We start from the raw sequence: 12,437 nt of genomic DNA, 5'->3' as shown, positions 1-12,437 counted from the left end.
GCGTTGCTGCTTGCCGCGGGCGGCACGGTGCTTGCGGTGAAGCGCCGCAACGCTGCCAGCAAGTGATCGGCAGATTGATCGTAAACGATTAACTGGCTGATGCGCGCAGGCAAGGCGTCTGTGGGAACCCTGCACAATATGCAGGTTCCGCGGACGCCTTGTCGTCTTTGTGCGCCGATTGCAATATCGCGCATATGAAGCTCTTTGCGCGAACAGTACGCCGGGAGCGTTGCAGTTCGTAAGGTCGCTAGACTTGAGGGTTATGACTGACGAGAAGGAACAAGCATACGGTTCTTTGGGACGCTTGGCCCCCGAATGGGATGGCAATGAGCGGGAGCGCAATCTCACCGCCGATGACATCTACGAACGGTTCTTTACATGGGTGACCGATGTCAAAGGCATCGAACCGTGGCCGCACCAGGAGGAAGCCATCATGGACCTGTTGGCCGGCGACCATGTGATTCTGAACACGCCTACCGGCTCAGGCAAATCATTGGTGGCGCTCGGCATGCATTTCGCCGCCCTGTGCACCGGCCGCCGCTCCTACTACACCGCTCCCATCAAAGCCCTGGTGTCGGAGAAGTTCTTCGATCTGGTGGAGGTGTTCGGCCGTGAGAACGTCGGTATGATCACCGGCGACAGCCATATCAACGCGGATGCGCCCATCATCTGCTGCACCGCCGAAATCCTCGCCAATCAGGCATTGCGCGAAGGCACCCATGCCGATGTGGGCCTTGTGGCGATGGACGAATTCCATTACTACGGCGATCCGGAACGTGGCTGGGCATGGCAGGTGCCGCTGCTGACCCTGCCACAGACCCAGTTCCTGCTGATGAGTGCCACGCTCGGCAATGTGGATGCCGTGGCCGATAAGCTCGCCGATTTGAACGACACCCCGGATGTGGATGTGATCGCCGATGCGCCGCGCCCGGTGCCGCTGAGCTACGAGTACACGCTTGACCCGCTTGAGAAAACCGTGGAACTCGCCTTCCGCAACGGCGAAACCCCGATCTATGTGGTGCATTTCTCCCAGGATGCCGCATTGGAAACAGCGCAGGCGCTCGCGTCCACCGGCGTATCCAGCAAGGAGCAACGCCAGGCCATCGCCGAAGCCATCAAAGGGGTGAAATTCACGACCGCGTTCGGCAAGATTCTGCAGCGACTGCTGCGCACCGGCGTGGGCATCCATCACGCCGGCATGCTGCCACGCTACCGCCGACTGGTCGAACAGCTTGCCCAACAGGGTTTGCTGCCGGTGATCTGCGGTACCGATACCTTGGGGGTCGGCATCAACGTGCCGATTCATTCGGTGGTGTTGACCGCATTGACCAAGTTCGACGGTTCCAAGATGCGCAGACTCAGGGCCCGTGAATTCCATCAGATTGCCGGTCGCGCCGGACGTATGGGATTCGATACCGAAGGCCTGGTGATTGCCGAGGCTCCCGAATATGAGATCGAGAACCAGAAAGCCATCGCCAAAGCCGGGGGAGACCCGAAGAAGCTGAAGAAGGTCAAGCGCAAGAAAGCTCCCGAAGGCTTTGTGACGTGGAATGAGAACACGTTCAACAAACTCATCGACGCCGAGCCGGAAACCCTGGTGCCGCATCTGAAGATCACGCATTCGATGGTGCTCAACGAAGTGGCGCAAGGCGGTGACGCGCGCGCACGGGTGGAGGATCTCATCGAAGACAGCGCGCAGACCCCGGAGCAGAAGGAGCATCTGCATCAGCGCGCCGACGAGATCTTCCAGACGCTTTTTGACACCGAAGTAATCGAAACCGAAGACCGGCCGGACGGTGGCAAGGACTATTACATGACCTTGGATATGCCGGATGATTTTGCGCTTGACCAGCCGCTTTCTCCATTCCTACTGGCCGCATTGGAGCTGCTGGATCCCGAATCCGAAACCTATGCGCTCGATGTGATTTCCATGGCCGAGGCCACGCTGGAAGACCCGAAGCAGGTGCTCAGGGCCCAGGAGCGCCAGGCTCGGGACAAGGCGCTTGCCGACATGAAGGCGGACGGCCTCGATTACGACGAGCGCATGGACAAGCTGCAGGAAATCACCTATCCGAAGCCGTTGGAGGATATGCTGCAAGCCGCCTTCGACCAATACCGCCATGATGTGCCATGGGCCAACGACTATTATCTGAGCCCGAAATCCGTGGTACGCGACATGGTGGAAACCGCATCCGATTTCACCGGGTATATCGCCCGATACAATATCGCGCGCTCCGAAGGCACGCTGCTGCGATATCTCTCGGACGCCTACCGCACGCTCGCCCGTACGGTGCCACCGGAAAAGCGCGATGAGCAGCTGAAGGATATTATCTCCTGGCTGCGTGTGCTGGTGCGCTCCATCGATTCCTCGCTGGTGGATGAATGGGAGAATGCGGGAGATTCCACCGACCAGTCCGAGGCGGCAGCCTCCCTCGCGGCCCCGGGTCGGAAGAACGCTGTGGTGGAAGACCGCCGTGGTCTTATTGTGCTGGTGCGTAACGCCCTGTTCCGCCGTGTGCAGCTGATGGATCTCGACGATCCGGACAAGCTCGGCGCCCTCGACAAGGACTGGGGCTATGGCGTGCACGAGTGGGAGGATGCGCTCGACGACTACTACGACGAGCATGAGTATGTCGGCATCGGCGCGGATGCGCGCTCGCCGAAACTGTTCATGCTGGACGACAGCCATGAGCAGGATGAGCACACGTGGAAGGTCCGTCAGATCATCGATGACTCCGATGGCAATCATGATTGGGCCATTGAAGGCATCGTGGATCTCGACGCCACCCAAGACACCGGCGAGGTGGTCTTCTACGACTACAAGGTCGGCAACTGAGGGATCGATTGCAAGTCGATTCATCTCGAACACATGTTCGAATGCTGAGGTAGTATGCAAGTATGACTGAGAATGATCTGTTTGGGGCCATGGATGCGCCGGAGTCGATGACCCGTCCGTTGGCGGTGCGTATGCGTCCGCGTACGCTGGACGAGGTCATTGGGCAACAACATGTGCTGGGGAATGGATCCCCGCTGCGTCGTCTAGCCAATCCGGCCAGCCGTGGCAGCCTTACCGCCCCAAGCTCGGTGATTCTCTTCGGACCTCCCGGCGTTGGCAAGACCACGCTCGCCACCATCGTCGCCGGCCAATCCGGTCGCGTATTCGAGGAGCTCTCCGCAGTGACCTCCGGCGTCAAGGATGTGCGCGATGTATTGAATCGTGCCCACGAGCGGCTCGTGGCTCAAGGCCGGGAAACCGTGCTGTTCATCGACGAGGTGCATCGTTTCTCCAAATCCCAGCAGGACGCATTGCTGCCTGCCGTCGAGAACCGTGACGTGACCTTCATCGGCGCCACCACCGAAAACCCCAGCTTCTCGGTCATCAAGCCACTGTTGTCCCGCTCGGTGGTGGTCAAACTCGAATCATTGGAGCCTGAGCAGCTTACCGAACTGGTGCAACGCGCGCTGACCGACGAACGCGGGCTCAAAGGCGAGGTCAAGGCCACTGATGCAGCCATCGCGGATATCGTGCGCATGGCCGGAGGAGACGCCCGCAAATCCCTGACCATTCTGGAAGCCGCCGCCGGAGCGGTCACTGGCGATGAAGCCCGCAAAAAGGGCGCGCGAAGGCCGATTATCACGCCGGACGTCGTGGCCAATGTGATGGATACCGCCACGGTTCGCTACGACAAAGACGGTGACGATCATTACGATGTGATCTCCGCGTTCATCAAATCGATGCGCGGTTCCGATCCGGATGCGGCCATTCATTATCTGGCTCGTATGCTGAAGGCGGGCGAGGATCCACGCTTCATCGCGCGGCGCATCATGATTGCCGCAGCCGAGGAAGTCGGGCTTGCCGCCCCGCAGATTCTGCAGGTCACCGTAGCCGCCGCTCAGGCCGTGGCGCTGATCGGTATGCCCGAGGCACGCATCATTCTGGCCGAGGCCACCATCGCGGTGGCTACCGCTCCCAAATCAAATGCCAGCTATAACGCCATCAATCAGGCGCTTGCCGATGTGGATGCCGGAAAAATCGGTGCCGTGCCGCTGTACTTACGGAATGCGCCCACCAAGCTGATGAAGGAGTGGGGCAATCACGAAGGGTACAAGTACGCCCACGATTGGCCTGGCGCGGTGGCTCCTCAGGAATACATGCCTGAAATACTGCGAGGAACCGAGTATTACCATCCCAATGATCGTGGTTATGAGCATGAAGTAAGCCAGCGGCTCGCCAAGATTCGCCCTATTTTGCATGGCGAAGGCGGTCAGAAGGGGTAAAGTAAAACGGAACGATAACCGCTTTCGGTGGTGTGGGAGAGCGAAGCACAAGATAAGGAGCGTGGAACGGCATGGCGGTCATTTTCATCGTGGACGACGATCAAGCCATTGGCGAAATGCTCAGCCTCGTATTGGAAAATGAGGGTTTCCAGACTGTTACCTGCATGGATGGTCTGCGTGCTGTGGAAATGTTCCCCACGGTCAAACCCGATTTGATTCTGCTTGATGTGATGCTCCCCGGTTTGGATGGCACCGAAGTAGCTCGTCGTATTCGCGAGACCTCGAATGTGCCGATCATCATGCTCACCGCCAAATCGGATACCACGGATGTGGTGGCGGGTCTTGAAGCCGGAGCCGATGATTATGTGCCCAAGCCATTCAAAGTGGCCGAGTTGCTGGCCCGCATCCGCGCGCGCTTCCGTATCGCCCGTCCGTCCGAAAGCGCTGGTGAGCAGAACGGCGGTAATGCGACAAACGTCAATCACATCGAGCGTGGCGGCATCGTCATCGACCGCCTGGAGCATACCGCCACCAAGAACGGCAAGGATCTGAATCTGACCCCTATGGAATTCGAGCTCATGTTCGTGCTTGCGGCCGCTGCAGGAGAGGCCATCAGCCGCTCCACGCTGCTGCATGACGTCTGGGGATATGAGAATTCAGGAGACACCCGTTTGGTGAATGTGCATGTGCAGCGTTTGCGCGCCAAGGTCGAGGACGATCCGGAAAACCCGCAGATCATTCAAACCGTGCGCGGCATCGGCTACAAATTCGTCAATCCTGAGCACTGAGACTGATGTCGACCTCTCCCACTGCATCATCAATCATAGGAACTGTTTCGAATCCACAGACCAGCGGCCTTGACCCGCATCGTCGTTTTCGATTCAGCTTTCGAAGACTACTCAAGCATGGGCGCTCGGAGGTTCGCCGTTCGCTCCAGGCGCGAACCGTGGCGTTGACGGTGATTCTCACCTTGTCCGTGGCTGTCGTGTTTTCCGTGGTTTCGATGATTTCGGTGCGGGCCTCACTGCTGACGCAAACCACATCCCAGTCCCAATCCGATTTCTCCAATATGGTGGAGCAGGCGCAAAACGGTCTGGACGCCTCAGATGCCACCACTACGGTGCAGATTCAACAGCTGGTCAACGATCTGGCATCAAATCTGCAATCCGACGGCGCTTCCAATCTGGTGGGCGTATACATGTGGAGCCGCGAGTCGACTGCGCGCTCCATTATTCCTATCTCCACGGAGCCCACCTATGAGGGTGTCATCACCAGCGACATTCATTCCGCAGTGGCTTCCGATGTGGACGGCAATGTGTTTTATCAGCCGGTCACATTGCCCCTTGCCTCGGATGCATTAAGCGGCAATACGCCGGGCGCGGTGCTAGGCACCGTGCTGGATTATGGTGTGGCGGGCAACCTGGAATTCTTCGCCATTTATTCATATGCCTTGCAGCAGCAATCACTGACGCAAATCCAGCTCAGATTGCTCGCCGTGTGCGTGCTGCTTTCCATTGCGGTGGGCGTCGTGATGTGGATGGTGATACGTGGCATCGTCCGGCCGGTGGAACATGTGGCGTATGCCGCGGAAACATTGGCTTCCGGCAACCTCGATACGCGTGTGGAAGTGAATCGCAAGGATGAGCTCGGTGTGCTGCAGCGTTCGTTCAACGGCATGGCCGATTCGCTCAACCAGAAGATCGATGAGCTGGAGGAAGCCAGCGCATCGCAGAAGCGGTTCGTGTCCGATGTGAGCCATGAGCTGCGTACGCCGGTGACCACGATGCGTATGGCTTCGGATTTGCTGGAGATGAAGAAGGATGACTTCGATCCGGCGACGAAGCGCACGGTTGAGTTGCTTTCCGGCCAAATCAATCGATTCCAGGACCTACTCGCCGATTTGCTGGAAATATCCCGATATGACGCCGGCTATGCCGCGCTTGATTTGGTCGACGCCGATATGCGCGACCCGGTGAACGCGGCAATCGAACAGGTCGCCGGCATCGCGGCGGCCAAGCACGTGGATATTCGAGCCATGCTGCCCAATGTGCAGGTGCTTGCCAAAGTGGATACCCGCCGTGTAACGCGCATCATCCGCAACTTGCTTGCCAATGCGGTTGATTTCGCCGAAGACAAGCCCATTGAAGTCCGTATTGCCGCCAATCGCAAGGCCGTGGTCATCAGTGTTCGCGACTACGGCGTCGGCATGGACGCGAACACCGTGGCCCATGTGTTCGATCGCTTCTGGCGAGGTGATCCATCCCGCTCGCGTATCACCGGTGGCACGGGCCTCGGCCTGTCCATCGCGATGACCGATGCATTGCTGCATCACGGTTCGATTCGTGTTCGTTCGGCGATTGGGCAAGGTACGTGGTTCCTGGTGATGCTGCCGCGCGATCCTGAGCAGGAAGCGGTTGCCGATAGCGATTTGCCGGTTGATTTCGCCCGGCCGTCGTCGAACGACTTCTCCATCACCGGAGGCTTCGGCGTGGCGGAAAGCCCGGTGGCGGAACGAAGCAACGCCATGGCCATCATGCCAATGACCACGTCACATGATCAGGTGATTCCGGACGGCAATGATTCCATGGCTGATGATGAGAAGGACGATGAGCGATGAAGCGGCGAATGCAAGCGGTGGTTGCATCGGCCGCGGTGGCGCTGTGTGCCGCGGCGTTGACTGCATGCTCCAGTCCTCTGGCCTTGCCGACCGGCGGCAACGTACAGACATTGGCTCCTGTGCAGCAGCAGACGCAGCGTGTGTACACCAATCCGCAAGGTCCTGTGGATGATGCGCAGCCTGAGGGCATTGTACAGGGCTTCTACGATGCCATGCCGGCCGGCGTGCAGTCTGACGGCTATCAGGTGGCGCGTGAATTCCTTACCTCTTCGGCATCTTTGGGCTGGAACGGGGATAGTGCCGCGGTGATCTACAGCGGCACCCCCGATTTCCGCCGCCGGGCCAACACCATGACCGCACCTCAGGGGGCGGAAAGCACACTGATCGTGGAAGTGGAAGTCCAAGCGGTGGGGATGTTGGATTCTCGTGGGGTGTATACGCCGGTGCATGAGGCGCAGTCCCGCAAGCTGTCGTACACACTGATCAAGCAGAAGGGGCAGTGGCGTATCTCTTCGCTGGAGAACGGTGTAGTGATTTCCACCGCGGATTTCGATCAGGTGTTCCGTCAGGTTTCCGTATACCAAGTGTCTTCGTCCGGCAAACAGCTGGTGCCGGATGTGCGTTGGCTCAGCTGGCGTAATTGGCGTACACAGGCGGTACGTGAAATCCTGGGCAGTGTGCCGAGCTGGCTGGAGGGTGCCGTTCAGGAGCCTCATTTGGCGACGGTATCGCTGGCGGTCGATTCGGTGCCGATGCAGGACACCGCCGTCACGGTCAGTCTCACCAAGGGAATGAATGCGCTCAGCGATGACGATCGCGGCATGCTGGTGCATCGCATCAGGCTGACGCTGGGCGATGGCAATTCCGGGTATAACCTCAAGGTGACTGGCGACGGCGTGGATTATTCAGACGCCGACTCCAACATCAAGCTCAGCGCCGACCAGCCGGCCGTGGGCGTATACACATTGACCGGTGGTCATATCGTGTCACTGTCCAGCTCCAGCCCATTGCGTGTGGCGGATGCGCCAGGGTTCGATAATGCACTCGGTTTTGCGTTCTCCACCAATGGGGGAGCGGTGCTTCGCGCGGATGGCGTGGTGGAATGCCTGAGCGCCAATGGCGATTCCTGCGGTGTGCTCTTCGGCAACGCGCGCATCCGCTCGGTGACAGCCGGCCTCAATGGCGAGGTATGGGCCGTGGGCAGTGACGGCAAGACGCTCTATGTTCATCGCGACGGGCAGTCCATGAAGATCGCTGTCCCGTGGCTGGATTCGGATGGGCAGGTGACTTCGGTGAACGTCTCCACCGAAGGGTCTCGATTGGCTCTCGCCATTGAGGGAGGGCAGTACGCAGGCGTGGCAATCACCGGCATTGTCCGCGATGATAACAACGATGTGACCGGGCTCAGCAAAGCCGCCGCACAAGTGAGTCTCACCCAGGATGTGGCGATGCTGTCGTTCTATAACGATTTGAACCTTGTATATGCCACTTCTGCCGGCACGGATGGTACGCGGCAGAGCGCCTATCGTCAGATTGTGCCTGGCCCGGCCGTAACCCAGCGATTGCCCGAAGGCACCGTGGTGTCGATGGCGTCCGGGCAAATCAGTCTGTACCGTCGTTTGTCTGTGTTGGATAACACTGGTACCGTGCGCTCGGTGTCCGGCTCCCTCGACGGCTCGTGGTCCATAGCCGACAGTCAGGTTGATGCCCTTGGTTCCCAGTGAGCATGGCTTATTCGTTATGCGGTTATCAGTATCCGGGCATTATCGGTAAAAGATGTCGCTGATATGAATGACTCCCGTACGCTTATGCGCCGGGAGTCATTCATATGCAGAAGCACCGATCAGATGCCGCCGTACTCCTTCTTGAACAGCTCGGCAGGCACTTCGGAGTTCATCGGAACCTCATAGATGAGGTATTCCATGTTGAACGGGATGTTGAACAGGTGGCGGGTCACGCCGTATTCTTCCTTGGTGCCCAGGAAGTTGAAGTTATCCGGGCACTCCGGCTCCCACTTGGCCAGCAGCTTGGCGGCGTCGCCGATGGTGGCAGCCACGCCGGCCAGGTGCTTGACACCCTCAACCTGCTTGATGATAAGGAAAACGGTATCCATAGTGAACCTTTCTATATACCTTGTGGCGGCGGCCTTGTCGCTCGGCCAGCAAGCGACTTTGCCGCTGTGCAACGATTACCATTATGGTAGATAAACGGCCGAATTCCGCCAAGTTTCGCCAATTTCCCGGCACTGTTATCGATTTGTTATAAACCTGTTATCAAAATGTTATCGCTCACGATTGAACAATCAACCTGTTCGCTCCATACTTGATGTTGTCGATGACAAGAAGTCATCAATGTGGATGAATGAACATCCAGAGAACACTGCTCGAGGAGGAGTATTCATGAAGAATTGGAAGAAGGCCATTGCCCTCGTTGCTTCTGCTGCTGCACTGGTGAGTGTCGCGGCTTGCGGTTCTAGCAGCGCCGGCGGTAGCAGCAATGGTGGCAAGAAGACTGTCGGCTTCGTGGCCGTTGGTCCTGAGGGCGGCTTCCGTACCGCTAACGAGAACGACATCAAGGCAGCATTCAAGGATGCAGGCTTTGATCTGGTCTACTCCCCGACTCAGAACAACGATCAGCAGAAGCAGATTCAGGCTTTCAACAAGTTCGTGAACGACGAAGTTGACGCCATTATCCTGTCCTCCACTGAGGATTCCGGTTGGGATGATTCCCTGAAGAAGGCCGCTGAGGCTGAGATTCCGGTCTTCACCGTGGATCGTAACGTCGAGGTCAAGGATGCCGACGCTAAGAAGGCTATCGTTTCCCACATCGGCCCGTCCAACGAATGGGCTGGCGAGCAGGCCGCCGAGTTCGTCAACAAGAACTTCCCGGACGGCGCCAACGGCTTCATCCTGGAAGGCCCTGCCGGCCTGTCCGTGGTGAAGGATCGTGGCACCGGCTGGTCCAACAAGGTTGCCTCCAACATCAAGGTGCTTGAGTCCCAGTCCGCCAACTGGTCCACTGATGAGGCCAAGACCGTGACCGCTGGTCTGCTCGACAAGTACAAGTCCGAGAACCCGCAGTTCATCTTCGCTCAGAACGACGAGATGGGCCTCGGTGCCGCTCAGGCTGTTGACGCTGCCGGCCTCAAGGGCAAGGTCAAGATCATCACCATCGATGGTACGAAGAACGCTCTGCAGGCTCTGGTTGACGGCGACCTCTCCTACGTGATCGAGTACAACCCGATCTTCGGTAAGGAAACCGCTCAGGCCGTCAAGGATTACCTGGATGGCAAGAAGGTTGAGAAGGACATCCAGATCGAGTCCAAGACCTTCGACGCCACCAGCGCCAAGGAAGCCCTGGACAACAACTCCCGCGCTTACTGATAGCACGGCTGTCCAAAACCGATAACTGAACTGAACTCGTAGTGATGGTGTGAGAAGGGAAAATCGATTCCTTCCACACCATCACTCATGTTCGGCCCAAATATCACAAAACGATAACAATTCCCTTCTCGTTTAAGGCAAAGACATGACTGATAAAACCCCTATCGTCGTGATGAAGGGCATCACGATTGAATTCCCGGGCGTCAAGGCTTTGGACGGTGTCGACCTGACCCTCTACCCAGGCGAAGTGCACGCTCTCATGGGTGAGAACGGCGCTGGTAAGTCGACCATGATCAAGGCTCTGACCGGTGTGTACAAGATCGACGCCGGTACCATCACCGTGGAAGGCAAGCCGCAGAGCTTCAACGGCACCTTGGACGCACAGAACGCCGGCATCGCCACCGTGTACCAGGAAGTGAACCTGTGCACCAACCTCTCCGTTGGCGAGAACGTGATGCTCGGCCACGAAAAGCGCGGTCCGTTCGGCATCGACTGGAAGAAGACCCACGAAGCCGCCAAGACCTACCTGGCGCAGATGGGCTTGGAATCCATCGACCCCCACACTCCGCTGAGCTCCATCTCCATCGCAATGCAGCAGCTGGTCGCCATCGCACGCGCCATGGTCATCAACGCCAAGGTGCTGATTCTCGATGAGCCGACCTCCTCCCTGGACGCCAACGAGGTGCAGGACCTGTTCAAGATCATGCGCAAGGTGCGTGACTCGGGCGTGGCCATCCTGTTCGTCTCCCACTTCCTCGATCAGATCTACGAGATCACCGACCGTCTGACCATTCTGCGTAACGGCAAGTTCATCAAGGAAGTCATGACCAAGGACACCCCGCGTGACGAGCTCATCGGCATGATGATTGGTAAGTCCGCCGCCGAGCTTTCCCAGATCGGTGCCAAGAAGTCCCGCCGCGAGATCGAGCCCGGCGAGAAGCCGCTGGCCGAGGTCAAGGGCCTGGGCAAGAAGGGCACCATCAACCCAGTCGACCTGGACATCTACAAGGGCGAGGTCGTCGGCTTCGCGGGCCTGCTCGGCTCCGGCCGTACCGAACTCGGCCGTCTGCTCTTCGGCGCCGACAAGCCGGACTCCGGCACCTACGAGTTCAACGGCAAGAAGGTCAACATCTCCGACCCGTACACCGCACTCAAGAACAAGATCGCATACTCCACCGAAAACCGTCGTGATGAAGGCATCATCGGCGACCTGACCGTTCGCCAGAACATGCTCATCGCCCTGCAGGCCACCCGCGGCATGTTCAACCCGATTCCTAAGAAGGAAGCGGACGCGATCGTCGACAAGTACATGGAGGAACTCAACGTTCGTCCGCGCGACCCCGACCGTCCGATCAAGAACCTGTCCGGTGGTAACCAGCAGAAGGTGCTGATCGGCCGCTGGCTGGCCACCCACCCGGAGCTGCTCATCCTCGATGAGCCGACCCGTGGTATCGATATCGGCGCCAAGGCCGAAATCCAGCAGGTCGTGCTCGACCTGGCAGCCAAGGGCATGGGCGTCGTCTTCATCTCCTCCGAGCTTGAAGAGGTCGTGCGCCTGTCCGACGACATCGAGGTCCTGAAGGATCGTCACAAGATCGCAGAAATCGAAAACGGCGACACCGTCTCCCAGGCGACCATCGTCGAAACCATCGCTAACACCAACGTGAACGGAAAGGAGGCGTGAGATGGCTGAAAAGGCAAAGGAAGAGGGCAACGCTCTCGTGAAGAAGCTGCTGAGCAACAACCTGACCTGGTCGATTGTGGCATTCATCCTCCTGGTCGTCATCTGCACCATCTTCCAGCATGACTTCCTGGCTCTGAGCTGGAACACCAACACCGGCGGTCTGGCTGGCCCGCTGATCACCATGCTTCAGGAATCCGCCCGATACCTGATGATCGCAACCGGCATGACCCTGGTCATCTCCACCGCAGGCATCGACCTTTCCGTCGGTTCCGTGATGGCAGTGGCCGGCGCCGCCGCCATGCAGTCCCTCTCCAACGGCGTGAACGTGTGGGTTGCCATCCTGATTGACCTGCTCGTCGGCCTGGTCATCGGCTGCGTCAACGGCGCTCTGGTCTCCCTGCTCGGTCTGCAGCCGTTCATCACCACCCTGATCATGATGCTCGCCGGCCGTGGTATCGCCAAGGTAATCACCTCC

9 protein-coding genes are annotated in these 12,437 nt (G+C 58.5%); 8 read left to right on the top strand and 1 reads right to left on the bottom strand.

The genetic code is table 11. From position 1 onward, the window contains the following. Positions 1–262 precede the first annotated feature (262 nt). The 5 genes from F7D08_RS00045 (at position 263) to F7D08_RS00025 (ending at position 8,619) form a co-directional block, all read left to right on the top strand. Positions 263–2,836 (top strand): DEAD/DEAH box helicase, encoded by a 2,574-nt coding sequence (locus F7D08_RS00045; protein WP_152208735.1) that lies wholly within the window; start codon positions 263–265, stop codon positions 2,834–2,836. A gap of 62 nt (positions 2,837–2,898) precedes the next feature. Continuing rightward, positions 2,899–4,278 carry a replication-associated recombination protein A gene (locus F7D08_RS00040; RefSeq protein WP_152208734.1) on the top strand — a complete coding sequence of 460 codons (1,380 nt, stop codon included), beginning with the start codon at positions 2,899–2,901 and terminating at the stop codon, positions 4,276–4,278. A gap of 71 nt (positions 4,279–4,349) precedes the next feature. Continuing rightward, positions 4,350–5,066, top strand: coding sequence for an MtrAB system response regulator MtrA (gene mtrA / locus F7D08_RS00035; protein ID WP_152208733.1), 717 nt, complete (start codon positions 4,350–4,352; stop codon positions 5,064–5,066). Positions 5,067–5,101: 35 nt separating this feature from the next. Next, the gene (mtrB, locus tag F7D08_RS00030) at positions 5,102–6,895 is read left to right on the top strand and encodes an MtrAB system histidine kinase MtrB (protein ID WP_264371448.1); all 1,794 of its coding nucleotides are present in this window, start codon (positions 5,102–5,104) and stop codon (positions 6,893–6,895) included. Then, positions 6,892–8,619 (top strand): LpqB family beta-propeller domain-containing protein, encoded by a 1,728-nt coding sequence (locus F7D08_RS00025; protein ID WP_152208731.1) that lies wholly within the window; start codon positions 6,892–6,894, stop codon positions 8,617–8,619. The genes mtrB and F7D08_RS00025 overlap by 4 nt, the downstream gene beginning before the upstream one ends. Positions 8,620–8,738: 119 nt before the next feature. Here the strand turns inward: F7D08_RS00025 and F7D08_RS00020 are convergent, their stop codons facing one another. Then, positions 8,739–9,008, bottom strand: coding sequence for a hypothetical protein (locus F7D08_RS00020; RefSeq protein WP_152208730.1), 270 nt, complete (start codon positions 9,006–9,008; stop codon positions 8,739–8,741). A gap of 286 nt (positions 9,009–9,294) precedes the next feature. On the opposite strand from F7D08_RS00020, the gene F7D08_RS00015 reads away from it, so the two are divergent. The 3 genes from F7D08_RS00015 to F7D08_RS00005 form a co-directional block, all read left to right on the top strand. Then, positions 9,295–10,278 carry an ABC transporter substrate-binding protein gene (locus tag F7D08_RS00015; protein WP_152208729.1) on the top strand — a complete coding sequence of 328 codons (984 nt, stop codon included), beginning with the start codon at positions 9,295–9,297 and terminating at the stop codon, positions 10,276–10,278. Between the two features lie 145 nt (positions 10,279–10,423). After that, positions 10,424–11,962 (top strand): sugar ABC transporter ATP-binding protein, encoded by a 1,539-nt coding sequence (locus F7D08_RS00010; RefSeq protein ID WP_152208728.1) that lies wholly within the window; start codon positions 10,424–10,426, stop codon positions 11,960–11,962. A 1-nt stretch (position 11,963) separates the two neighbouring features. Continuing rightward, the coding region (locus F7D08_RS00005; protein ID WP_193316119.1) for an ABC transporter permease at positions 11,964–12,437 on the top strand (474 nt) is incomplete at its 3' end.

This window comes from Bifidobacterium cebidarum (assembly GCF_009193305.1).
GTDB classification, from domain to species: Bacteria; Actinomycetota; Actinomycetes; order Actinomycetales; family Bifidobacteriaceae; genus Bifidobacterium; species Bifidobacterium cebidarum.
Note: the sequence above shows the minus strand (reverse complement) of the source record. Positions and strands in the feature narration are given on the sequence as shown.

Excerpts from the sequence above, each read along its gene's own strand:
- F7D08_RS00045 (WP_152208735.1), top strand. The coding sequence starts at position 263 with ATGACTGACGAGAAGGAACAAGCATACGGTTCTTTGGGACGCTTGGCC.
- F7D08_RS00040 (WP_152208734.1), top strand. The coding sequence starts at position 2,899 with ATGACTGAGAATGATCTGTTTGGGGCCATGGATGCGCCGGAGTCGATG.
- mtrA (WP_152208733.1), top strand. The coding sequence starts at position 4,350 with ATGGCGGTCATTTTCATCGTGGACGACGATCAAGCCATTGGCGAAATG.
- F7D08_RS00025 (WP_152208731.1), top strand. The coding sequence starts at position 6,892 with ATGAAGCGGCGAATGCAAGCGGTGGTTGCATCGGCCGCGGTGGCGCTG.
- F7D08_RS00020 (WP_152208730.1), bottom strand. The coding sequence starts at position 9,008 with ATGGATACCGTTTTCCTTATCATCAAGCAGGTTGAGGGTGTCAAGCAC.
- F7D08_RS00015 (WP_152208729.1), top strand. The coding sequence starts at position 9,295 with ATGAAGAATTGGAAGAAGGCCATTGCCCTCGTTGCTTCTGCTGCTGCA.
- F7D08_RS00010 (WP_152208728.1), top strand. The coding sequence starts at position 10,424 with ATGACTGATAAAACCCCTATCGTCGTGATGAAGGGCATCACGATTGAA.